This is a genomic window from Actinoplanes sp. CA-142083, assembly GCF_050942195.1.
Lineage (GTDB): Bacteria > Actinomycetota > Actinomycetes > Mycobacteriales > Micromonosporaceae > Actinoplanes.
In genome coordinates, this window is record NZ_CP192076.1 from 7370716 (window position 1) to 7393999 (window position 23284).

A 23284-nucleotide genomic window follows, 5' to 3' on the forward strand; every position below is an offset into this window, starting at 1 on the left:
AAATAGCGTTTCCGGCATGAAGAAATCTCTCAGCACGACGATCGGGATCCTCACCGCGGGCGCGGTGCTCGCGGCGGGCGTGGGGGTCGCCCACGCCGACGGCATCCAGCGCGAGCAGGTGCGCATCGACTTCGGCAAGGGGTGGGTCACCAAGGCCGAGCTCACCTATCCGAGCAGCGCCAAGGGCCGGCTGCCGCTGGTCATCTTCCTGCACGGCAGCGGGCACAACGACATGAACCAGACGCTGCCCGACGGCCGGGGCGCGACCTTCCCTCCGCTGGTGCGGGCCGCCACCCAGGAAGGCTTCGCCACTCTGCGCTTCAACAAGCGCGGCGTGACCGACATCGGGCCGGTCGAGAGCACCGATCAAAATCAACTGCTTCCTGAGCATCCGTACGAGCAGATCCAGCTCGACGCCGCGTCGGTGGTCCGCTTCGCCGCCCGGTCGTCGAAGGTGGACCCGTCGCGGATCTTCCTGCTCGGCCACAGCGAGGGCACCAACGTGGCCGCCAACCTCGCCGCCACGCCGCAGAAGTTCGGCATCCCGAAGCCCGCCGGCGTGGTCGAGATGGGCGTGGTCGGCCTGCCCGTGAAGCAGCTGCTGACCTTCCAGATCTACGGCCGGGTGCTGGTGCAGTTGCACGACGAGTTCGACGTAGACGGGGACGGGCAGCTGACCGCCACCGAGGTCACCGACGGACTGGTGGGTCAGCCGCCGGAGATGGCGGCCCTGCTTGCCCCCAAGACCGACAAGAACCACGACGGGCGGATCGCGATCGACACCGAGGCCGGCGCCGTGCTGCGCGAGCTCACCCACATCGACGACTACCCGAACCTGCCGGACCTCGACCCGTACACGATCAGCTATGCCACGGACATCGCGCGCTTCCCGACGGTTTCGCAGGCGCTGCCGAAGTTCTCCGGGCCGGTGCTGATGCTCAACGGCGAGAACGACCTCCAGACCCCGGCCCGGGCCGCGATCGTCGCGGACGCCGCCGTAGCCGCGGCCGGCAACAAGGACCACAAGATCGTGATCTATCCGGGCATGGCGCACACGATGAACATCACGCCGAAGTTCCAGCCGGTGTTCGGCGAGCCCGACAAGCAGGTCATCACGGAGATCCAGGGGTGGCTCAAGGCCCACCGTGTTCGCTCGCAGTGAACGCCGGAAGAGGGTACGGCCGTCCGCGGTTGAGTCGGCCGTACTCAACTTTTTCGGAGGTGCCCCGGTGGCAAGCAAGCGACTCCCCGTGTTGTTCCTCGACGACATCGTGCTGCTGCCGAGCATGGTCGTCCCGATCGCGCTCGACGAGGCCGCCCTGGCCGCCGTCGACGCGGCCCGCACCTCGGCCAGCTCCGAGCTGCTCATCGCCCCGCGGCTCGAGGACCGCTACGCCACCCACGGCGTGGTGGCGAGCGTCAAGCAGGTCGGCAAGTCCCGTGACGGATCGCCCGCCGCGGTGTTGCGCACCGGCGTGCGCGCCCGCATCGGAGCCGGCGTGACCGGCCCGGGCGCGGCGCTGTGGGTCGAGGCCGAGCCCGTCGAGCCCCAGACCGCCGGCGAGCACGTCCGCGAGCTGGCCGCCGAATACAAGCAGTTGGTCGTCGACGTGCTGGAGCGCCGCGAGGCCTGGCAGGTCATCGAGTCGGTCAGCGCCATCGACGACCCCAGTGACCTGGCCGACACCGCCGGCTGGGCTCCCTACCTGTCCAACGACCGCAAGCGCGAGCTGCTGGAGACCCCGGATGTCGAGGCCCGGCTGCGCCTGCTGATCGAGTGGACCAAGGACTTCCTGGCGGAGTCCGAGGTCAGCGACACGATCGAGAAGGACGTCCGCGAGTCGGTCGAGAAGCGCAACCGGGAGTACCTGCTCCGGGAGCAGCTCAAGGCCATCCGCAAGGAGCTCGGCGAGGGCGAGCCGGACGGCAAGGACGACTACCGCGCCCGGGTCGAGGCGGCCGAGCTGCCCGACGCCGTCCGCGAGCAGGCGCTGCGCGAGGTCGACAAGCTCGAGCGGGCCGGCGACCAGAACCCCGAGGCGGGCTGGATCCGCACGTGGCTCGACACGGTGCTGGACCTGCCCTGGAGCGTCCGCACCACCGACAACACCGACCTGGCGGCGGCCCGGGCGGTGCTCGACGCCGACCACCACGGCCTGGACGAGGTCAAGGAGCGCATCGTCGAGTACCTCGGCGTCCGCGCCCGCCGCGACTCCCGGGGCCTGTCGGTCGTCGGCGGCCGCGGCTCCGGCGCGGTGATCCTCCTCGCCGGCCCGCCCGGAGTCGGCAAGACCTCGCTGGGCGAGTCGGTCGCGCGCACGCTGGGCCGCAAGTTCGTCCGGGTCGCGCTGGGCGGCGTGCGGGACGAGGCCGAGATCCGCGGCCACCGCCGTACGTATGTCGGCGCTCTTCCCGGACGCATCGTGCGCGCCATCCGCGAGGCCGGCTCGATGAACCCGGTCGTGCTCCTCGACGAGGTCGACAAGGTCGGCAGCGACTACCGGGGAGACCCCGCGGCCGCGCTGCTGGAGGTGCTGGACCCGGCGCAGAACCACACGTTCCGCGACCACTACCTGGACCTCGACCTCGACCTGTCCGACGTGCTGTTCATCGCGACCGCGAACGTGCTGGACACCATCCCGCAGGCGCTGTTCGACCGGATGGAGCTCATCTCGATCGACGGCTACACCGAGAACGACAAGGTCGCCATCGCCCGCGACTTCCTGGTGCCCCGGCAGCTCGACCGGGCCGCGCTGTCCGCCGACGAGGTGACGGTCACCGACGAGGCGCTGCGCGAGATCGCCGCCAACTACACCCGGGAGGCCGGCGTCCGCTCCGTCGAGCGCCTGCTGGCCAAGGCCTTCCGCAAGGTCGCCCTGCGCGACCTGCCGGCCACCATCGGGGCAGGTGACCTCAAGGACCTGATCGGGCGGCCGCGGTTCACCCCCGAGTCGTCCGAGCGCACCGCCGTGCCGGGCGTCTCGACCGGCCTGGCCGTCACCGGGATGGGCGGCGACGTCCTCTATATCGAGGCGTCGCTGCTGCCCGGCGACAAGGGCGGGCTGTCGGTCACCGGCCAGCTCGGCGACGTGATGAAGGAGTCGGCGCAGATCGCGCTCTCCTACGTGCGGGCCCACGCCGAGGAGCTCGGCATCTCGCCGGAGCAGCTCGACCACCCGATCCACCTGCACGTGCCCGCGGGCGCGGTGCCCAAGGACGGGCCGTCGGCGGGTGTCACGATGACGACAGCGCTGGTCTCGCTGCTGCTCGGCCGCAACGTGCGCGCCGAGGTCGGGATGACCGGCGAGGTCTCGCTGACCGGCCGGGTCCTGCCGATCGGCGGCGTGAAGCAGAAGCTGCTCGCCGCCCAGCGAGCCGGTCTCACCGAGGTTTACCTGCCGAAACGCAACGAGCCCGACCTCGACGACGTTCCCGCCGACGTGCTCGACGCGCTGACCGTCCACATCGTCTCGGACGTCCGCGAGATCCTCCGCACGGCTCTCGAGCCGGTGTCGCTCGGCGTCGCCGCGGCGGCCTGACCCACGGCGCCGGCGTCCCGTTTCAGCGGGACGCCAGCGCCGTTTCAGCGGATCCCGGCATGGTCCCCCCGGACAGCTGTCCCGAGGGGGAGGGAATCCGTGAGACCGAAAAAGATCTTCACAACGCTGGCGGCCGCATTGGGCGCCGCGCTCATGGCGGTGGTCGCGACCGCCGGCCCGGCCATGGCCGACACGCAAGGCACGAGCACCGACCTGTTCCTGCCGTCCGGCCGGGTGGTCCAGGGCCAGGAGCCCAACTTCGTGATGTCGGTCGGCATCAGCTCCGCCACCGAGGGGGGCTGGATCATCGAGGCCGGCTCGCCGACGTTCCCGACGAAGATTCTGTGCGGCGGCGCGCTGCCTGGCCAGACGACCTGCACCATGAGTCCCGATGCGCTGCCGCCGGGCAACTACAACCTGCTCGCCTTCTACGGCGGCACCGAGAACTTCAGCCCCTCGGCCTCCGGGCTGGTGCCGCTCACGGTCGTGGCCCAGCAGCCGACCAGCACGTCCCTGACCCTGTCGCCGGCCACGGTCGTCCTCGGTCACGAGGACAACGGGACCCTCCAGGTCCAGGTCAACGGCGACACCGGCAACGCCGCACAGGGTACGGCCTCCGTGCTGCTGAACTCGGCGCCGCTGTCCCAGTGCGACAACCTCCCGCTTTTCGGCGGCGTGAATTCCTGCCGGCTCGGCGCGAGCGAGCTGCAGCCCGGCACCTACCAGCTGACCGCCAGGTTCAACGGCAGCCGGGACTTCGCCGTCTCGACCTCGGCGCCACAGACGCTGACGGTCGTGCCGCAGCAACCGACCACGATGAACGTCGGCTTGTCCGCGCCGTCGGTCCCGTTCGGCGGCGAGCAGGCCGAGACGATCGACGTCACGGTCGTCCCCTCGATCGGCGGCACCCCCACCGGCTTCGTCTCGGTGAAGACCGGGTCGACCACCGTGTGCGGCTTCTTCCTGGCCAATGCCAAGGGCAAATGCTCGCTCACGGCCAGCCAGCTGCCACCCGGAAGCTACCCGCTGACCGTCACCTACGGCGGCGACGACACCTACGCCACCTCCACGAACACGTCCCAGACCCTGGTCGTGGCCAAGCAGCCGACACTCACCCAGCTGACCATGTCGGCCGACACCATCGCCGTCGGCAGCGAGCAGGCCGAGCTGTTCACGGTCGACGTCACCTCGTCGATCAGCGGCACCCCCACCGGGAACGTCACGGTGAAGGCCGGAGCGACGGCCGTGTGCACGATCATCCTGGCCAGCGGCACCGGGAACTGCAACCTCACGGCGAGGCAGCTGGCCCGGGGCACCTACCAGATGACGGCCACGTACAACGGCAACGGCACCTACGCCACCTCGGTGTCCTCCCCGCCGCAGACCCTCACCGTCCTGCCCAGGAGAGGCTGACGACGTACTTTCCGTGGCCGGCGCCGTCGGCGAGAGCCTGCTGGGCCTCCGGGGCGGCGGCGAGACCGGAAAGGATCGTCGGGTCGGCAGTCGCCTGGCCGTCGGCCAGCAGGCCGAGGGCTGTGCTCATCGCGGCGGCGACCATTGCGGGCGCCGTCGCGGAGAGTGCCTCGAGGCTGAACCCGCCCACCGAGGCGTTGCGGCGATACAGCAACCCCGTGGGCGGGAGCGCGGCCAGCGCCGCGCCGGAGGCGTTGCCGAACAGGATGACGCGGCCGGTCGGCGCGAGCATCGCGAGGTCCTGATCGAGATAGGTGGTGCCTTGCGGGTCGAGCACGATGTCCACGCCCCGGCCGCCGGTCAGGGCGCGGGCGTCGTCGGCCAGCGTGTCGCCGCGGACGAGCACGTCGGGGTAGCCCGCGTCGTGCGCCGCGGCGACACGCGACGCCGCCCCGACCGCGCCGATCAGCCGGGCCCCGCGTGCTCCGCGTGCTTCGGGGGCTCCGCCGCGAGCGCGGGAGACATCGGCGAGGGCTCGCCCTACTGCCCCGGCGGCGCTGTGCACCAGGACGGCGTCGCCGGGGCGCACCCGGGCGACGTGGTCGTGCAGCAGGACGGCGGTGGTGAGCGCGCCCGGCACGGTGACGGCCGCGGCGGCGTCGAGCCCCGCGGGCAGCCCGACGGTGAGCGCGGCGTCGGCGATGGCCACCTCGGCCAGGCCGCCGGCATTGGTCAGCGCCACGACCCGGTCGCCCACCCGATGCGCGGTCACTCCGGGCCCGATCTCGACGACGGTTCCGGTGATCTCGAGCCCGGGCACGAACGGCCACCGCGTGACGTAGCCGGGGTCGCCCCGGCGGGCCATGACGTCCTTGAAGTTGATCCCCGCGTATTCCACGCGGACCGCCAGCTGCCCCGGGCCGGGGACCGGCGTGTCCAGCTCGGCGACGCGGGTGGCGCCGGTGTCGGATGCGGGGCGGTCGAACACGAGAGCCTGCATGGCTAGACTTCCTTTCGACAATCATCGAAGGTTTGCACCGCACATTACCTTCGACGACCATCGAAAGAGCCGTGATGCCCGCTACACCACGTCCGCCCCTGATCCACCCGGACAAGAGCGATCTGAGCCTCGTCGCCGTCCTGCACGCGCTGGCCGATCCCACGCGCTTGACGATCGTACGAACGCTGCGCGCCGACCCGGAGCGCCCCTGCGGCACCTTCCCGGTCACCGTCGCGCCGTCGACGCTGAGTCACCACTTCCGGGTGCTGCGCGAGGCCGGCGTGATCCGCCAGCGCGACGAGGGCAACCGCCGCTGGACCACGCTCCGCCTGCCCGACCTCGACGCCCGCTTCCCCGGCCTGATCGACACGGTCCTGGCCTCCCCGCCGGACAACACCTGATATGAGCTGCCGGTTTGTCAAGGGGCATGGTGAAGAAGCGTCCTGAGTTGGGATTCTGGGACGCCTTGGTTTGGTTAGGGCCAGGCGGTGAGCCGGTCGTGAGCGTGTCGTTGGCGACGCGCGGTCAGACTGATATGCGCGGGTTGATTACCGCAGGACGGGCTGTGAGTTCCCCCCGGTTTGGCGGAGCTTCTCAAGCATGATCGACTGATCATGGGGAGGAAGTATCCGTGGCCGTACCGAAGAAGTACCCCGACGAGCTGCGAGCGCGGGCTGTGCGCCTGTATCGCGAGTCGGAGCCGAAGCCGACGATCCGGCGGCTGGCGGAGCAGTTGAACGTGCATCACGAGGCACTGCGCAACTGGATCCGGCAGGCCGAGGCCGACGCGGGCGAGCGTCATGACCGGCCCACCACCGAGATGGCCGAGGAGAACCGCCGGCTGCGGGAAGAAGTCGCTGAGCTGCGCCGGGTGAATGAGATCCTGCGGGCTGCGTCCAGTTATTTCGCCTCGGAGCTCGGCCCGCCCCGGCGACGGTCATGAGGTTCGTCGACGAACACCGTGACCGCTTCGCGGTCGCGCTCCTGCTACGGGTCCTGAATATCGCCGAGTCGACCTACTACCAGTGGGTGCGAGCGGTCGAGCGGCCCTGTGACCGGGACTTGGTCGACCTTGGGCTGCTCTCCAACATTTACGAGATCTGGGAGGCATCCGGGTTCACCTACGGCGCTGACCGGGTGCATCGGCAGCTGCGCCGCGACGGTATCCGGGTCGGTCGTAAACGCGTCGAGCGGCTGATGGCCGGCCAGGGCTGGCAGGGGGCGTTCCTGCGGCGTGGCTGGCGGGGCGGCTCCACGAAACAGGATCCGCGGCGCACGCCGGCGCCGGATCTGGTCAACCGGAACTTCACCGCGGCCGGCCCGAACCGGCTGTGGGTCGCCGACGCCACCCGGATTCCGTGCGGTGAGGGTGTGTTCTGGCTGGCCGCCGTCCGCGACGTGTTCTCCCGCCGGATCGTCGGGTGGAAGACCTCGGACCGGTGTGACACCGATCTGATCCTGGCCGCGCTCGAGTACGGCATCTGGTCGCGCGACGTCCGTGACGGCCAGTTGATCCACCACTCGGACAGGGGCTCGAACTATACGAGTTTCCGCTTCTCGCAACGCTTGCAGGACAACGGAATCCGGCCGTCCATGGGCTCGGTCGGTGACTCCTATGACAACGCGTTGATGGAGAACTTCTGGTCGACGCTGAAGATCGAACTCGTGTATCGCACGAGCTGGCGGACCCGCGACGAGGCCGAGAACGCGATCTTCACCTACATCGACGCCTGGTACAACACCCGCCGCATCCAGAAGGAACTCGGCTACCTCAGCGCCGACGAATACGAGATCACCTGGCACGCCCAGGACGAGCCAGATAACCTCACCCCTGCCCCGACCGGAGGCAGGTAACCACCGCTCCGTCGAAACGGGGGGAACTCACGGTGATGCCATGCCGCCTCGACCAGCAGCCGGCGGGCATGAGTGTTGCCTGTCTTGGTAATCGACCCTTGTTGACGCTGGGCGCCGGAGGATGATTCGGTGGGCACCAGACCGAGATAGGCGCCGATGGTGGCCCCGGTGAACCGATGCCAGTCACCGATCTCCACGGCCAGGCCGAACGCGGTCAGTGCCGAGACTCCACGCAGGCAACCCAGCCGGTGCACCACCGGGGCGTATTCACCGCCCAGGGCCATGTCGGTGATGGCCTTGTCGAGCCGGTTGCGCCGATCCACGGTCAGCAGCATCGCCTCAAGTTCGGCCTCGAAGGCCAGCTGCAGACTCGGCTGGGCGAAACGCTGCTGCCGAAGCCAGACCTGATGGCCGCCGGTCCAGGCCTGACCACCCGAGTAGACGATGCCGTGACGCAGCAACAACTTCGACACCCGATGCCGGCAGCGCATCAGATCACCACGCACGTCCTCACGGGCGCGTACCAGGTCCCGGGCGGCTTCCTGCGCCACGCCGGGAACCCGCACGGGCGTAACTTGGTCCATGCGCAGCAACCGGGCCAGATGCAACGCGTCTCGAGCATCGGTTTTGACCCGATCCCCGGCCGGGCGCTGCAGCTTCGACGGTGCTGCCACCACACAGCGCACACCCGCCGCTGACAGCTGCCGCGCCAGCCCGAACCCGGTCGGTCCCGCTTCATACGCCACCGCGGCAGGCCCGGGTAACCGCGCCAGCCACTCCAGCACCGCCTCCGGTGTCGGCGCCAACCGCTGCCGCGCGATCTGGCCTGTCACCGTGTCCAGCCCCGCACGCCACGATCGACCGCGCATGCACGTCCAACCCGACACTCGTACGCTCAGAAAACACCGGGGCCTCCCGCAAATGTGGTGCCGGCGAGGCCAACTCCTCGCCAGCAATCCACGTCAACTTGCGAGTGAGGCCCCGGCCCGGTCAACCAGGACCCTCATACCGTCTAGCCGGCGTTGCGCCGGGCGCGCTCCTCGTAGGCCTCCCGGGCGGCCGGGTCGGCGCGGCTGAGGACCTTTCCGGCATCGGACAACCGGTCGAGCACGGCCGTGACGCGGCGCGGGAGGGCCTGGGTGAACTTCGTGGGACCCTGGACCCAGCGCGGCACCCAGAGCTCGGCGCGCGGCTTGCGCAGGGCGGACTCGATCACCTTGGCCACGTCCTCGGCTGTGACCGGCTTGACGCCCTTGGCGGCGGGGACCCCGGCGGAGAGCTCGGTCTGCACCACCGTCGGCAGGATGAGCGTGACGTCGACGCCGTCCGGGGCGAGCTCGGCCCGCATCGCCTCGCTGAAGCCGACCACGGCGAACTTCGAGGCCGAGTACGTGGCGCCGTTGGCGACGGCGAGGCGTCCCACCGCCGAGGCCACGTTGACGATGTGGCCGTGCCCGCGGTCGACCATGCCGGGAGCGACCGCCTTCGTGCCGTTGATCATGCCGAACACGTTGACGTCGAAGATGGTCCGGGTGATCTGGTCGGGCTCCTTGAGCAGCGAGCCGAGCGGCATGATGCCGGCGTTGTTGATCAGCGCGTCCCACGGGCCCAGCTCGCTCACCGCGGCCAGGAAGTCCCGCCACGAGGCGGGATCCGTGACGTCCAGCCGTTCGCTGACGACCCGGTCGCCGAAGGGCGCGGCGACCGTGGCCGCCAGGTCGGCGTCGAGGTCGCCGATCGCGACCGAGGCACCGAGCCGTGCCAGGCGTTCCGCGGTGGCGCGGCCGATGCCCCGCGCGCCGCCCGTGACGATCACGGCCATCCCGGAGATCTTGCGGCTCATCGATCCCTCCCGACGAGATCCCGTACGGCTTTGCGATTGATCTTCCCGACGCTGGTCAGCGGCACCGCTTCGAGCACGGTGACCTCCCGCGGGTATTTGTATTTCGCCATCCGGGCCCGGGTGAACTCGACGAGCTCCGCGCCGGTCACCTCCTGGCCCGGCGCGAGCTGCACGACGGCGACGACTTCCTCGCCGCTCTCCGCGTCCGGCCGTCCGACGCAGGCCGCCAGCTGCACCGCCGGATGCTCGAGCAGCACGTCCTCGACGTCGCGCGGGAAGACGTTGAACCCGCCCCGGATGATGAGGTCCTTCAACCGGTCCACGACGTAGAGGTAGCCGTCCTCGTCGAGGCGCCCGATGTCGCCGGTGTGCAGCCACCCATCGCGTACGGTCCGGGCGGTCAGCTCCGGATCGTTCCAGTACCCGAGCATCACCCCGGCGCCGCGCACGCAGATCTCGCCGTCCTCGCCGGCCGGCACCGCGTTGCCCTCGAGGTCGCGGATCGCCACCTCGGCGTGCGCGAGCGGCTTGCCGACGCTGCCGGCCCGGTGGTCGGCCATGGTCTCGGCCGAGACCACCGCGCTCGACTCGGTCAGACCGTAGCCCTGCAGGACGGTCACGCCGAAGGCCTTCTCGGCCGCGACCCGGATCGCCGGCGGGAGGGTGGCGCCGCCCGAGCCGAACGAGACCAGCGAGGACAGGTCATAGTCGCCGATCGGCTGGCCGAGCAGCAGTTGCAGCATCGCCGGGACGACCGAGCTGCTCTCCAGCCGGTGCTCGGCGACCAGCTCCAGCCAGCCGACCGGATCGAACCAGCGCTGGAGCACCGACACGCGCCGGCGGTCGGAGTGCAGGCCGGCGATGACGACGATGAGTCCGTACGCGTGCGACAACGGCAGCGGCAGCAGCGTGCGGGTCGCGGGCGTCGTGCGGGCGGCGAGGTCGAGGCCGCGCCCGTTCTCCCACAGTCCGCGGTGGCTGAGCATGACGCCCTTCGCCCGCCCCGTGGTGCCCCCGGTGTAGAGCAGCGCCGCGAGGTCGTCGTCCCCGCGCGGCTCGATCCCGGCCGGTTCGCCGGCTTCGAGAGCGGCGAAGTTCTCGCCGATGACGAACGTCGTGATCCCCAGCCCGTCGGCGGCGGCGCCGAACAGCTTGGCCAGCTCGGGGCTGATGATCGCCGCGGTGGCGCCGGAGTCGGTGAGGATGTGCCGCAGCTCCGGCGGGCTCTGCAGGAAGATCACCGGCGTCACCACGGCGCCGGCCCGCCAGATCGCCCGGTAGGCGATGAACACCTCGGGCGTGTTCGTCGTCATCACGACCACCCGGTCGCCCGGCTCGACCCCGTGCGCGCGCAGGCCGCCGGCGACCCGGGCCGACCGCTCGTGGATCTGGGCCGAGGTCAGCCAGGCGCCCTCGAAGAACAGCGACTCGTAGTCGCCGAGGCGCTCGAAGGACTGCTCGGCGAGGACCGCCAGATTGTGTTCCCCGGGACCGCTCATCACGCCACCTCCCCCATCGCCAGCCGGGCGACCTCGTCGAAGGCCGCCACATCGTCACCGAGCAGGAACCGGTCCACCTTGGCGCGCCGCCAGTACAGGTGCGCGTCGTGCTCCCAGGTGAACCCGATGCCGCCGTGCACCTGGATCACCGTCTCCGCCGCGTGTTCCAAAGTGGTGGCCGCGGCGGCCTTGGCGGCGGCCGCGGCCAGGGGCAGTTCGCCGGGCGCGCGGTCGGCGGCCCAGGCGGCCCACCAGACCAGCGACCGCAGCTGCTCCACCTCGACGTAGACATCGACGAGCATGTGCTTCACCGCCTGGTACGAGCCGATGAGCCGCCCGAAGGCCTGGCGCTGTTTCGCGTACGCGACCCCGAGCTCGAGGACGCGCGCCGCGGCGCCCAGGCCCTCGGCAGCGAGGATCGTCCGGCCGACCCGCTCGCCCCGCTGCCACAGCTCGGCGGCATCGGGCACGAGCACGGTGGTCTCGCCCAGTGTGACGTCGCCCAGGCCCCGGGTCGGGTCGATCGGCTCGCGGGCCGCGACCGTGCCCGGCCCGCAGACCAGGGCGCCGTCGCGCATTGCCAGGAAGGTGTCGGCGCCGATCGCGTCCAGGACCGGTCCGTCGTCGTCGATCACCGCGACGGCCAGGCTGCCGTCGGCGAGGCCGGCCAGCCGGTCGGCGTCGTTCTCCAGGAGCACGGCCGCCCGCGCGAAGCTCACCAGCGACGGGCCGGCCAGCACCCGGCCGGCCTGCTCGGCCACCACCGCCAACTGGAGGACGGACCCGCCGCTCTCCGGGACCGTGATCGTCGCGTAGCCGCTCTTGACCAGCTCCGCGCGGCCGGGCCGGACCGCGGCGCCGTCCTCGAGAGCCGCGCGGGCCGCCGCCGGGGAGGCGAAGGCCGACAGGAACTCGGCGGCGGCGCCGGCCAGCTCCCGGTGCTCGTCGTCCAGGTCGAAGTTCAACGCCAATCAACTCCCTTGTCGACGCGGGGCTCCGCGGGCAGGCCGAGCACCCGCTCGCCGATGATGTTGCGCAGCACCTGGTCGCTGCCGCCCGCGATGGCCATGCCGGGCAGCACCGCCTGCATGTTCTGCCAGATGTTGTCGCCGACGCGGGCGTCGCCGCCGAGGACGCGCACCGCGAGGTCGGTCAGGTCCCGCGCCGACCGGGTGCCGCTCAGCTTGCCCGCCGACGCCTCCGGGCCGGGCAGCTCGCCGCGGCTGAGCTTGGAGAGCTGGCGGTAGCCGGTGTACCGGGCGCCGAGCGCGGCGACGTACCCGCGGCCGAGCTCCTGGCGGGCCAGCACCTGCCGGTCGGCCGGCAGCGCGCCGATGTGCTCGGCGACGTGCCGGGCCACCGCCTCGGGCTTGGGCCCGATCGACGTGCCGCCGCCGCCGAGCGAGAGCCGCTCGCTCATCAGCGTCGTCAGCGCCACCCGCCAGCCCTCGCCGGGCTCACCCAGCCGCTCGGTGTCGGGCACCAGCACGTCGTCGAAGAACACCTCGTTGAAATGCGCGTCCCCGTTCATCTGCTTCAACGGCCGTACGGTGACGCCTGGGGCTTTCATGTCGACCACGAACATGGTCAGGCCGCGGTGTTTGGGTACGGCCGGATCGGTGCGGGTGAGCAGGATCCCGTAGTCGGCCAGGTGCGCCAGCGTCGTCCACACCTTCTGGCCGTTGATCCGCCAGCCGCCGTCGTCGCGGACGGCCCGGGTGCGCAGCCCGGCCAGGTCGCTGCCGGCCGCCGGCTCGCTGAACAGCTGGCACCACAGGTCGTCGGCGCGCAGCAGCCGCTTGAGGTAGCGCTCCCTCTGGTCGTCGCTGCCGTGCATCATCACGGTCGGGCCGCACATGCCGATCCCGATGAGGTTGATCAGCGCGGGCAGGCCGAGCTTGGCCATCTCCTGGTCGACGATCGCCTGCTGCATCGGCGTGCCGCCGCGGCCGCCGGCTGCCACCGGCCACGCGACGCCCACGAACCCGGCCTCGTACAGCGTGGCCTGCCAGGCTCGCGGATCGTCGACGGCACGGTGCTGCGACAGGAACGTGCGCACCGACGCGCGCCAGGCTGCCTCGTCCGGGGTGTCGTCGAAGTCCATACTGATCCCTTCACCGGATGCCGAGCCGCCGGAGCAGCTTCAACTGCCTGTTGCCGAGTGCCACGAACGACTCCGCCGGCCGGCCGGGCGGCGGGCCGACCGGGCCGACGCGGGAGACGGCGACGGTCTGCGCGTCGGTGAACCGGCGGATCCCCTCCGCGCCGTGGCGGCGGCCCAGGCCGCTCTCCCCGCGGCCGCCCATCGGCGCCTCCACCGTGCCGATCGCGAGGCCGGCGCCGTCGTTGATGTTGACCGCGCCCGCGCGGATCCGGCGCGCCATCGCCTCCGCCTCGGCGGTGTTCCGGCTGAAGATGCTGGCGGACAGGCCTTGGCGCCCCCGGTTGGCCACAGCGATCGCGGCGGCGTCGTCGGCCACGCGGTGCAGTGCCACGACCGGGCCGAAGGTCTCGCCGAGACACACGTCCATCTCGTCGGTGACGTCGGCGAGGACGGTGGGCTGATACGCGTACGGGCCGATGTCGGGGCGGGCGCGCCCGCCGGCCAGCACCGTCGCGCCCTTGGCGACGGCGTCCCGCACGTGCGCGCCAACCCTCTCCAACTGAGCCTGGCCGGCCAACGGCCCGACGTCGTATCCGAAGCCGAAGCCCTGGCCCAGCCGCTGCCCGCTGGTGGCGGCCAGCAGCGCGGCGGTGAACGCGTCGTAGACCTCCGCGTGCACGATGACGCGCTCGATGTGGATGCACATCTGGCCGGTGTTGGCGAACGCGGCCTCCACGGTGCCGCGGGCGGCGAGCTCCAGGTCGGCGTCGGCGCGGACGATGAGCGGATTCTTGCCGCCGAGCTCGAGCGACGTGCCGATGAGCCGGCGCGCGGCCCGCTCGGCCACAAGCCGGCCGGTGGCGGTGGAGCCGGTGAAGCAGAGGTAGTCCACGGCATCGACGAGGGCCGTGCCGATCGCCGGACCGTCGCCGGCGACGACCTGCCAGACGTCTTCCGGCAGGCCCGCCTCGGCCATCAGGGCCCGGGCCCACAGCAGGCTCAGCGGTGTCTGCTCGTCCGCCTTGCTGACGGCGGCGTTGCCGGCCAGCAGCGCCGGGATCAGGTCGCCGACGCCGAGGTAGAGCGGGTAGTTCCAGGGCGACACGATCCCGACGACGCCCTTGGGGATGCGAAGCTCGCGGGCGTGCGTGACCACCGGGACGGCCGGGCGGACGGCGCGGTCCTGCAGGTACGTGTGACCGTGCCGGGCATAGTGACGGGCCACGGTGCCCAGCAGCAGGACCTCCTGCCAGGCGTGGAAGCGGGCCTTGCCCATCTCCCACTGGATCAGGTCCAGCACCTCGTCCTGCCGCTCGAGGAGAAGGTCGTGGAACCGGAGCACGACGTCGGCGCGGGATCCGTACGATATCTCGCTCCAAGCCGCCTGCGCCGGACGTGCCCGGACCACCGCGGCTTCGACGTCGGCCGGCGTGCAGGCCGGCACCGGAACCGTGGGCAGGGCATCGAACGGCGCGATCGCGGTGGTGGTGACTCCACTGCCGGGACCGGTGACGGCGACCCAGCGCCGCAGCGAGGCGAGCCGGGCGTCAGTCAGCCAGGCCGGGCGGTGGGCGCTGACCGTGGCCATGACCGCGGCTCAGTTCCGGACCAGGACGATGGGCTGGCCGTCCTTGGGGAACGGCAGCGAGTGGTTGTCGATCGGCGGGACGTAGCCGGGGTCGACGCTCCAGTGGTAGCCGCGCAGCAGCCGGTGCATGATCGCCTTGACCTCCAGGCCGGCGAAATAAAGGCCGATGCATTTGTGTACGCCGCCGCCGAACGGTTCCCAGGCGAACCGGTGCGAGCGGTCCTCGCGGCGCCCCGGCGCGAAACGCTCGGGATCGAAGACCATCGGGTTGGTCCAGTACTCCTCCATCAGCTGGGTGAACTGGATGCCGAGCGTGCAGAAGGTGTCGGCCGGGATGCGGACGCCCTGCACGACGGTGTCCTTGACCGCGTAGCGGACCAGGACGGGCACCGGCGCGCGCAGGCGCAGCGCCTCGCGCATGACCAGGTCGATCGAGACGAGCGACTCCAGCTCGGCCAGCTCCGGCGCCGGCCCGAGCGCCATCGACTCGGCCCGGCAGCGGTCCTGCCAGGCGGGGTGCTGGCCGAGGTACTGCAGGATCGCGGACGTGGTGATCGTCGACGTGTCGTGCGCCGCCATCATCAGGAAGATCATGTGGTTGATGACGTCGTCGTCGGTGAAGCGCTCGCCGTCGTCGGTCTCGATGTGGCAGAGCACCGAGAAGATGTCGTCGGTCCGCTCGGCCCGCTTGGCCGGCAGGTAGCCCCGGAGGAAGCCCTCCAGCACCTTGCGACCGCGGTAGGCGCGGCCCCAGCGGGTGAGCGGCACGTCCGCCCGTACGATGCCGGCCGCGGCCTGCACGCAGCTGATGAACGCCTTGTTGACCCGGTCCATCTCGGCCTTGCTCGTCTGCCCGGCGCCGCCCATGAACAGATCGGCGGCGATGTCGAGAGTGAGCTGCTTGAGCCGCCAGTACGCCCGGAACTGCTTGCCGGACCCCCAGCTCGCCATGCCCCGCTCGATGGCCGGGTGCAGCCGGCGGGTGTACCCGGCCAGCCGCGGCCGGGTGAACGCCTCCTGCATGATCCGCCGGTGGTCGTGGTGCTCGTCGAAGTCGATGAGCATGAGGCCACCGTGGAAGAACGGGCCGACCAGCTGCGACCAGGCCGGCTCGTTGGCGAACGCCTTGTCCCGGTTCTGCAGCGCCTCGCCGCAGGCGTCCGGGCCGAGCAGGATCACCGTGTTCTTGCCGAGCATGTGGGACGGAGCGACCGGGCCGTAGTGCTCCCACTTGCGGCGGTAGAGCCGGATCGGATCCTTCTGGTACGCGAAGATCTGGCCGATCCAGGGCACGCCCCGGTCGTCGCGGCGCAGGGGTGGAACGTGGCGCGCTTGCAGAGTCTCGGCCGTCATGGCTCACCTCTAGGCATCCTCGTTCCGCCCAGCGTTATTCGGGAAGGGCGTCCTGTCAACCTTCGAGGGCCGGTTGTGGCATCGTGGGTTTCATGGCGGTGCAGTCAGGCATCTACCGCGGCGTCAGCGCCGCCGACCGGGCGGCCGAGCGCCGCGCCCGGCTGCTCGCCGCCGCCCTCACGGTCTGGGCCGACCCGCTGACCCGCACCACGATGACCGCCGTCTGCGCCGAGGCGGGCCTGAGCGAGCGCTACTTCTACGAGAGCTTCACCGGGCTGGAGGCGCTGCTCGAGGCGGTCATGGACGCCATCGCCGCCGAGATCGAGACGACCAGCCGCACGGCCGCCGAGGCCGCCGGCGACGACCCGGTGGCCCGGGTGCGCGCCTCGGTGCGGGCGTTCATGGAACTGCTGGTGGACGACCCGCGCAAGGGGCGGGTCGCGATCGTGGAGTCGGTCGCCGTGCCGAGTTTGCGGCAGCGCCGCACCGACCTGCTCCGCTACCTGGCCCACCAGTCGGCGCTGGAGTCGCGCAAGCTCCTCGGCTCCCCCGGCCGCAGCACCAACGAGGACGAGATCGGCGGCCTGCTCTTCATCGGCGGCATGGCCGAGCTCATCACCGCCTGGCTGGACGGCACGCTCGTGGCCTCCACGGACGAGATCGTCGAGGCCGCCTCCCGGGCGCTGCTGGGCATCTACCGCTGACGGCCGTCCGGGCGCGGTGGGGCGGCGCTGACCCATTCGGCCAGCAGCACCGTGGCGTCGTCCTGGAGCTCGTGGTTCTGGTAGTCGAGGATGGCGTGCACGAGCCGCCGGGTCGTCTCGGGCAGGGGCAGCTCGTCGGCGACCGCCTTGACCGCGAAGTCGATGAGCCGGTCCATCCCGAACTGCTCGCCCTCCGGCGACCTCGCTTCGATGATCCCGTCGGTGTAGAGCAGCAGCCGATCCCCCGGCTCGAGAGCCTCCTCGACCACGACCGGCGCCCGGTTCTCGCCCAATGTCACCGGCAGGGCTGTCGGGGTCGGCAGGACCTTGACCACCCGGCCCTGCCGGATCACGATCCCGCTCGGATGACCGGCGGAGATCACCCGCAGCACGCCGGTGCGCTGGTCCAGCTCGGCCAGGACCGCGGTGATCATCCCGAACCGATCGTGATCGCGGACCGCGGCGTCGATGTGGTGATAGGTGGCCGTCAGGTCCAAGCCGCCGCGGCGGGCGTTGCGATACGACGCCAGAGCCAGCGACGCCAGGATCACCGCCCGCATTCCCCCGGCCGACCCGTGACCCGTGGCGTCGAACAGCGCCAGATGGGCGACGTCGCCGTTGATGGCGTAGTCGAACGCGTCACCGCCGACGTCGTAGCACGGCTCCAGAATGCCGCTGATCATCAGGTGGCCGGTGGAGAAGGTCAGCGGCGGCAGTTGCGCGCGCAGCATCTCGGCGGCCAGCCGCATGGGTTGCCGGCGGCGGATCCGCTCGATGGCGTCGCTGTACGAGCTCCGCGTGACCACCAGCTCGGCCAGCAGAGAGGCCACCGCTTCGCAGTTGTCCACCAGCGTCTCGTCCGGCGCCTGGGTCAGGACGACCTCGAGCACGCCCAGACGTTCCGCACCGTCGAGCAGAGGGACCCACAGTCGCTCCTCGCCGATGCACGGAGCGAGCAGCGCGAAGGCGCGCCCCGGTATCGTGCCCTCCACCGCTGTCGGCGCACGGTGCGGCGCGGAACCGCCCGGCAGCGGGACGAGGACACGTTGCTGATGATCAACGATATAGATCACCAACGCGGAAACCCCCAGCACGGGCGCCACCCGCATCGCCATCTCGGGCAGATCCTCCGGCCGGGCGTGGTGCGACTGGCGCAGGATCTGCCGCAGCGGCTCGAGCTCGCTCATCGTCACATGCGTACGCTTTCCACACAGCTCGCCATCGAACCGCATAGAGATTCGGTTTCCGGGGCAATGGGCCGCTATGTCGTTTCAGCCTTCGACTCGTCCGCCCGAGCAGGGCGAGCTGCTGCGGGAATGGGTGCTGGACAGCTACGAGGAGCTGGGTCGCCTGCGGGCATCACTGTTCGCGGCGTTGACCGGCCAGCCCATGCCCGCCGGCGGCGTGCTGGACGAGATCCCCGAGAAAGTGGCCGTCGTCGCCACCGAGCTGGCCACCAACGCCCTGACCCACGCCGGCAGGCCCACTCTGGTCTGCCTGCGCCGGACCGCGACGACCTTCATCCTCGAGGTCGTCGACGACGACATCGGCGCCGTACCCCGGCCGAAGGCTCCGGACGCGCACCGGGCCGGCGGGTTCGGGACGCACATCGTCGACGATCTCGCCGGCGCTCTGGGCTGGTATCGCGACGAGACGACCAAGCGCGTCTGGGCTCAGTTCCCCATACCCCATGCGGACTAGCGGTTCATCACTTGCCGATGCCGCTGGTGAGGCCGCTGATGAGTTGCCGCTCGGCCAAGGCGTAGCAGATCAGCGACGGCAGCATCGCCAGGGTGACGTAGGCGAGGATCCGCGCGGTGTCCGCCGAGTACTGCGACTGGAACTGCTGGACGCCCAGCGGCAGCGTCCACCACCGGGAGTCGTTGAAGACGATCAGCGGGAGCAGATAGTTGTTCCAGCTGCCCACCACGGCGAGGACCGAGACGGTCCCGAGGGCGGGCCGGGACATCGGCAGCAGGATCCGCCAGAAGAAGCGGAACGGGCCGCAGCCGTCGAGCACCGCGGACTCCTCGACCTCGGCCGGGATGCCGCGGAAGAAGCTGCGCAGGATGACGATGGTGATGGGCAGGCCGAACGCCGCCTGCGGCAGCACCACCCCGAGCGGGTTGTTCAGCAGGCTCATCTCGCGCAGCAGGATGAACAGCGGCAGGATCGCCACGGCGAACGGGAACATCAGCCCGATCGCGAAGAGCGTGAACAGCAACTCGCGGCCCGGGAAGGCGTACCGGGCGAAGATGTACGCGGCCATGGCGCCGACCAGAACCACCAGGATCGTGCTGGCGACCGCGATGACGAGGCTGTTGGTGGCCTGCTGCCAGAACGCCGACGAGCGCAGCGCGTCGAGGTAGTTGCCGGGGATCCACGGGTCGGGCAGCCCGAACGGGTTGGTGAACAGCTGGCCGTTGTCCTTGAACCCGCCCAGCACGCCGAAGACGATCGGCACGACCACGACGGCCGCGACCAGGATGCTGAGCAGTTGCAGGGCGGTGTGTCGGGTCCGGCGCGCGCCGGTGGCGTGGCTCATCGCCCGTCTCCGATCGTGGTGACGGCGCCCTCGAGGTCACGGCGCAGGACGAACCGCTGGTAGAGCAGGCCGAAGGCGAGGCTGATCAGGAAGATCGCCATGCTGATCGCGCTGGCGTAGCCCACGTGGAACCGCTTGAATCCCTCCTGGAACATCGTCACGGCGAGGGTCTCCGACGAGCGGATCGGGCCGCCCCCGGTGAGCACCCACACCATGTCGAACAGCTGGATCGTGCCGAGCACCGACAGGAAGACGCTGATCCGGATGGTGGGTCCCAGCAGCGGCAGGGTGATGCGCCGGAAGGCCTGCCAGGGCCCGGCGCCGTCGATGGCGGCCGCGTCGTGCAGCTCCTGCGGAATTCCCTGGCGGCCGGCCAGGAACAGGATCGTGTGGAAGCCGAAGTACTTCCACGAGATCACCAGGAACAGCGAGTACATCACGGTTTCCGGGTCGGCCAGCCAGGTGGCGCCGAGGTCGCCGAGCCCGATCAGCCGGGTGACGTGGTTCGCCAGGCCCTGATTGGGCGAGAAGATCATCGTGAAGAGGACCGCGGTGACGACCTCCGACAGGACAAAGGGCGTGAAAAACAGCATCCGGTACGCGCGGCGGCCGCGCAACGGCTGGTTGAGCAGCATGGCCAGAGCCAGCGACACCGGAAGCTGGACGCCGAGCGACAGGACCACGAGCAGCATCGCCCGCCGCAGGTCCCCGGCGAAGATCTCGTCGGCGAGCAAGCGGCGGAAGTTCTCCAGCCCCACGAACTGCGTGGGTGCGCCGAAGCCGTTCCAGTTGAAGAAGCTGCCGTACGCGGCGACCACGATCGGGGTGAGCACGAGCAGCAGGAACAACACCAACGCGGGGCTGAGGAACGCCACGATGGTCGGCCAGGGCCGCCGGCGCCGCCGCCGGACGGCCTCGACCGGCGGGGGCACGGCCGGCGCGGGCCGGCGTTCGTCGGTGAGCACCGCCGGTCAGCCCTGCTTGGCCGCGGTCGTGATGGCCTCGACGACCTTCTGCGGCGAGGACTTGCCGGCCAGTAGTTCGGCCACGCTGTCGTTGACCTGCTGGCCCACCGCCGGGGCGTAGGCCTGGTCGAGGTAGAGCTGGAATCCGGTCGAGTTGACCAGCGTCTCGCCCACCTGCTTGAGGTTGGGGTCGGTGACGGCGTCCTGCGCGGCCGCGACCACCGGCAGCACGCCGGCGGTCTTCGCCTCGATGCGGGCGTTCTCGGGCTGCGCGATGAACTTGAGGAACTCGATCGCCTCGGGTGGCGCGTCCTTGCCGACCGCGAAGCCGCCGCCGCCACCGAACGCGTCGGTGATCTTTCCCTTGCCGCCGTCGACCGCCGGGAACGCGAAGAACCCGAGCTTGTCGCCGAGCCCTTTCTTACCGGCCGAGTTGTCGCGCTCGACGACCGGCGCCCATTGGCCCATCAACTCCATGGCCGCCTTGCCGTTGCCCATGGTCGCGGCCTGGCCGTCCGCCGTGGAGTAGCCCGCGGCGAGGTAGCCGGTCTGGAACGGTTGCAGCGCGACCAGCTCGGCCAGGCGATCACCGGCCGCGACGAAGTCGGGCGTGTTGAAGTTCTTGTCGATACCGGCCTGCCGCAGCGCGTCCAGCCCGGCGACCCGCATGGCCAGGTAGGCCCAGTAGTAGTGGCCCGGCCACTTCTCCTTGCCGGCGAGCGCGATCGGCGTGATCTTCGCGGTCTTCAGCTTGCGCACGGCCTCGAGGTAGTCGGCCCAGGTGGCCGGCGCTGTGCTGACGCCGGCCCGGGCGAAGAGCTCCTTGTTGTACCAGAAGCCGACCATCCCGGTGTCCACCGCGGACGCGTACGTCTTGCCGTCGTTGGTGTACGCGCCGAGCGCGGTCGGGATGAGCGTGTCCTTCCAGGCGCCGACGTCCCCCGTGAGGTCCTTGACCATCCCCGCGTCGGCCTGCTGGAAGAGCACTCCGCCGCCCCAGGTGTGGAAGATGTCCGGTGGATCGCCGGCCTGGATGACGGTGGTCAGCTTGGTCTTGAAGGCCTCGTTCTCCAGCGGGGTGATCTCGAACTTGACGCCCGGATGCGACGCCTCGAACTGGTGGGCCATCTGCGCCCACGCCGACAACATCGGGTCGGTGTTGGCGATGTGCCACCACCGGATCTTCTTGGCGGAACCCGACTTGCCGCCGCCGCTGTCGTCGTCGCTGCATCCGGCGAGAACCGCGCCGGCGGCGGTCGCGGCGGTCAGTCCCAACAATGATCTACGGCTGAGAGGCACCGTGAACTCCCCTTTCGACACTTGCTCAGGCACACGTGAAATAGGCGGCCAAAACATGGGGCCGCTCGGAAGTTTCGGAGATTGATCGAAACCTTTTGGCTTCGTAAGCGGCACGTTACGAGCTTGAGACGGCCCGGTCAATACCAAGCCTCTCGCGGGCGTGCGAAACTTCCGGTCCTCAAATGTTTACTGAAATCTCGTTATGAGCAACGCCCGAAGTCGCACGCCACATTGCCGGTAGTCAATGTCGCAAGGTCGGTGCTATGAACTGGGGGGCCGTTCGCGGCCCGCCGGGGCAACGGCGCCCCCAACGTTCATGCATCGACTCGCTGGGGGAACGACGTGAGAAGATCGATCATCGCGGCCGCATTCGCCGTGCTGAGCCTGGTGGCCGCTTTGGTGGTCGCTCAGCCGGCTTCCGCGGCTGCCAGCCCGGGGCCGGCCACCGTTGCCACGGGCTACTCGCACACCTGCGCGGTCCGCACCGGCGGCACACTCTGGTGCTGGGGCGGCAACGAGAGCGGCCAGCTCGGCGACGGCACCACCACGGGCCACGCCGCGCCGGCCCAGGTCGGCGACGCCACCACCTGGGCCACCCTGGACGCGGGCACCAGCTACAACTGCGCGGTCCGCACCGACGGGACGCTCTGGTGCTGGGGCAGCAACCGCCGGGGTCAGCTCGGCGACGGCACCACCACCGACCGGAGCACGCCGGTGCGGGTCGGCGCCGCGACGAACTGGGCCCGGGTCAGCGCCGGCGACAGCCACACCTGCGCCGTCCGCACCGACGGCACGCTGTGGTGCTGGGGCTTCAACCGGCTCGGTCAACTGGGCATCGGCACCGACGTCTACTACGCGACCGCGCCCGTCCAGGTCGGCAGCGCCACCACCTGGTCGAACGTCACGACCGGGTACGCGCACACCTGCGCCCTGCGCACCGACGGCACGCTCTGGTGCTGGGGCGACAGCACGACCGGGCAGCTCGGCCTGGGCATCCTGAGCTACACGGCCACGCCGGCGCAGGTCGGCACCGAAACCACCTGGACCGCCGTGACGGCCGGATACGCCTTCACCTGCGCGGTCCGGTCCGGCGGGACACTGTGGTGCTGGGGCGAGAACGGGTACGGACAGCTGGGCGCGAACACCACGTACCAGACCACGCCGATGCGGGTCGGTGACGGCGCCACCTGGTCCGCCGTCGGCGCGAGCTTCAACACCACCTGCGCGACCCGCACCGACGGCACCCTGTGGTGCTGGGGCAACAACATGGCCGGACAGCTCGGCGACGGCACGACCGTCAACCGGAACGCGCCGGCCCGCGTCGGCGACGCCACCACCTGGACGGGCAGCTTCGACGTCGCCTATCACGCGTGCGCGGCCCGCTCCGACGGCAGCCTGTGGTGCTGGGGCTACAACCCCACGGGACAGCTCGGCGACGGCACCACCGTCGACCGGCCGGCCCCGGCGCCGGTGAGCCTGCCGGCCTGACCATTCATCGCGATTAGTGCCGCCGGGCCCGGCCGGCGGCATTCGCATTCTCTCGGTCCCCGAGAATGGTCTTCGAACAATGGATTGAAA

The 23284-nt window shown here is 70.6% G+C and carries 21 protein-coding genes; 9 read left to right on the forward strand and 12 right to left on the reverse strand.

Annotated elements, in window-relative coordinates:
• Positions 1-16 precede the first annotated feature (16 nt).
• The 3 genes from ACQPZX_RS33780 (at position 17) to ACQPZX_RS33790 (ending at position 4952) form a co-directional block, all read left to right on the forward strand.
• Positions 17-1162, forward strand: a complete 1146-nt coding sequence (locus tag ACQPZX_RS33780) for an alpha/beta hydrolase family protein (protein ID WP_433364338.1) — start codon at positions 17-19, stop codon at positions 1160-1162.
• A gap of 124 nt (positions 1163-1286) precedes the next feature.
• Complete coding sequence (gene lon / locus ACQPZX_RS33785; RefSeq protein ID WP_433385557.1) at positions 1287-3539, forward strand: endopeptidase La; 2253 nt, start codon at positions 1287-1289, stop codon at positions 3537-3539.
• Between the two features lie 99 nt (positions 3540-3638).
• Positions 3639-4952: an Ig-like domain-containing protein gene (locus ACQPZX_RS33790; RefSeq protein ID WP_433364341.1), complete on the forward strand. Its 1314-nt coding sequence runs from the start codon at positions 3639-3641 to the stop codon at positions 4950-4952.
• On the opposite strand, the gene ACQPZX_RS33795 is transcribed toward ACQPZX_RS33790, so the two are convergent.
• Positions 4927-5952: a quinone oxidoreductase family protein gene (locus ACQPZX_RS33795; protein WP_433364344.1), complete on the reverse strand. Its 1026-nt coding sequence runs from the start codon at positions 5950-5952 to the stop codon at positions 4927-4929. The two genes, ACQPZX_RS33790 and ACQPZX_RS33795, sit on opposite strands and share 26 nt — an antisense overlap.
• Before the next feature lie 74 nt (positions 5953-6026).
• Between ACQPZX_RS33795 and ACQPZX_RS33800 the strand changes: the two genes are divergently transcribed.
• From ACQPZX_RS33800 to ACQPZX_RS33810, 3 genes are all read left to right on the forward strand, one after another.
• Positions 6027-6353 carry an ArsR/SmtB family transcription factor gene (locus tag ACQPZX_RS33800; protein ID WP_433364347.1) on the forward strand — a complete coding sequence of 109 codons (327 nt, stop codon included), beginning with the start codon at positions 6027-6029 and terminating at the stop codon, positions 6351-6353.
• Positions 6354-6583: 230 nt separating this feature from the next.
• On the forward strand, positions 6584-6895 hold the full coding sequence (locus tag ACQPZX_RS33805; protein WP_433364350.1) for a transposase: 312 nt from the start codon (positions 6584-6586) through the stop codon (positions 6893-6895).
• Positions 6892-7806, forward strand: coding sequence for an IS3 family transposase (locus ACQPZX_RS33810; RefSeq protein WP_433364353.1), 915 nt, complete (start codon positions 6892-6894; stop codon positions 7804-7806). Before ACQPZX_RS33805 ends, ACQPZX_RS33810 begins: the two co-directional genes overlap by 4 nt.
• Here ACQPZX_RS33810 and ACQPZX_RS33815 read toward each other — a convergent pair.
• The 7 genes from ACQPZX_RS33815 to ACQPZX_RS33845 all read right to left on the reverse strand — a co-directional run bounded on the left by ACQPZX_RS33815 (position 7719) and on the right by ACQPZX_RS33845 (position 16193).
• Complete coding sequence (locus tag ACQPZX_RS33815) at positions 7719-8639, reverse strand: IS110 family transposase (protein WP_433364356.1); 921 nt, start codon at positions 8637-8639, stop codon at positions 7719-7721. The two genes, ACQPZX_RS33810 and ACQPZX_RS33815, sit on opposite strands and share 88 nt — an antisense overlap.
• Before the next feature lie 179 nt (positions 8640-8818).
• On the reverse strand, positions 8819-9649 hold the full coding sequence (locus tag ACQPZX_RS33820) for an SDR family oxidoreductase (RefSeq protein ID WP_433364359.1): 831 nt from the start codon (positions 9647-9649) through the stop codon (positions 8819-8821).
• Entirely contained in the window at positions 9646-11148 is a 1503-nt protein-coding gene (locus tag ACQPZX_RS33825) for a class I adenylate-forming enzyme family protein (RefSeq protein ID WP_433364362.1), read from the reverse strand. Before ACQPZX_RS33825 ends, ACQPZX_RS33820 begins: the two co-directional genes overlap by 4 nt.
• Positions 11148-12113 (reverse strand): acyl-CoA dehydrogenase family protein, encoded by a 966-nt coding sequence (locus tag ACQPZX_RS33830; protein WP_433364365.1) that lies wholly within the window; start codon positions 12111-12113, stop codon positions 11148-11150. The genes ACQPZX_RS33825 and ACQPZX_RS33830 overlap by 1 nt, the downstream gene beginning before the upstream one ends.
• Positions 12110-13252, reverse strand: coding sequence for an acyl-CoA dehydrogenase family protein (locus ACQPZX_RS33835; protein WP_433364368.1), 1143 nt, complete (start codon positions 13250-13252; stop codon positions 12110-12112). The genes ACQPZX_RS33830 and ACQPZX_RS33835 overlap by 4 nt, the downstream gene beginning before the upstream one ends.
• Before the next feature lie 10 nt (positions 13253-13262).
• On the reverse strand, positions 13263-14840 hold the full coding sequence (locus ACQPZX_RS33840) for a succinic semialdehyde dehydrogenase (RefSeq protein ID WP_433364371.1): 1578 nt from the start codon (positions 14838-14840) through the stop codon (positions 13263-13265).
• A gap of 9 nt (positions 14841-14849) precedes the next feature.
• Positions 14850-16193, reverse strand: coding sequence for a cytochrome P450 (locus ACQPZX_RS33845; protein WP_433364374.1), 1344 nt, complete (start codon positions 16191-16193; stop codon positions 14850-14852).
• 92 nt (positions 16194-16285) lie between these two features.
• Here ACQPZX_RS33845 and ACQPZX_RS33850 point away from each other — a divergent pair, with 92 nt between their 5' ends.
• Complete coding sequence (locus tag ACQPZX_RS33850; RefSeq protein ID WP_433364377.1) at positions 16286-16897, forward strand: TetR/AcrR family transcriptional regulator; 612 nt, start codon at positions 16286-16288, stop codon at positions 16895-16897.
• Here ACQPZX_RS33850 and ACQPZX_RS33855 read toward each other — a convergent pair.
• The gene (locus tag ACQPZX_RS33855) at positions 16888-18084 is read right to left on the reverse strand and encodes a PP2C family protein-serine/threonine phosphatase (protein ID WP_433364380.1); all 1197 of its coding nucleotides are present in this window, start codon (positions 18082-18084) and stop codon (positions 16888-16890) included. The genes ACQPZX_RS33850 and ACQPZX_RS33855 overlap by 10 nt on opposite strands.
• Before the next feature lie 76 nt (positions 18085-18160).
• Here ACQPZX_RS33855 and ACQPZX_RS33860 point away from each other — a divergent pair, with 76 nt between their 5' ends.
• A complete protein-coding gene (locus ACQPZX_RS33860) occupies positions 18161-18598 on the forward strand; it encodes an ATP-binding protein (protein ID WP_433364383.1) in 438 nt (145 codons plus the stop codon).
• A 7-nt stretch (positions 18599-18605) separates the two neighbouring features.
• On the opposite strand, the gene ACQPZX_RS33865 is transcribed toward ACQPZX_RS33860, so the two are convergent.
• Genes ACQPZX_RS33865 through ACQPZX_RS33875 form a run of 3 tightly spaced genes read right to left on the reverse strand, consistent with a single transcriptional unit; the run spans position 18606 to position 21706 of the window.
• A complete protein-coding gene (locus ACQPZX_RS33865; protein WP_433364385.1) occupies positions 18606-19442 on the reverse strand; it encodes a carbohydrate ABC transporter permease in 837 nt (278 codons plus the stop codon).
• Positions 19439-20407, reverse strand: a complete 969-nt coding sequence (locus ACQPZX_RS33870; RefSeq protein ID WP_433364388.1) for a carbohydrate ABC transporter permease — start codon at positions 20405-20407, stop codon at positions 19439-19441. The genes ACQPZX_RS33865 and ACQPZX_RS33870 overlap by 4 nt, the downstream gene beginning before the upstream one ends.
• 6 nt (positions 20408-20413) lie before the next feature.
• Complete coding sequence (locus tag ACQPZX_RS33875; protein ID WP_433364391.1) at positions 20414-21706, reverse strand: extracellular solute-binding protein; 1293 nt, start codon at positions 21704-21706, stop codon at positions 20414-20416.
• Positions 21707-22048: 342 nt separating this feature from the next.
• Between ACQPZX_RS33875 and ACQPZX_RS33880 the strand changes: the two genes are divergently transcribed.
• Positions 22049-23194 (forward strand): RCC1 domain-containing protein, encoded by a 1146-nt coding sequence (locus ACQPZX_RS33880; RefSeq protein WP_433364394.1) that lies wholly within the window; start codon positions 22049-22051, stop codon positions 23192-23194.
• Positions 23195-23284 lie beyond the last annotated feature (90 nt).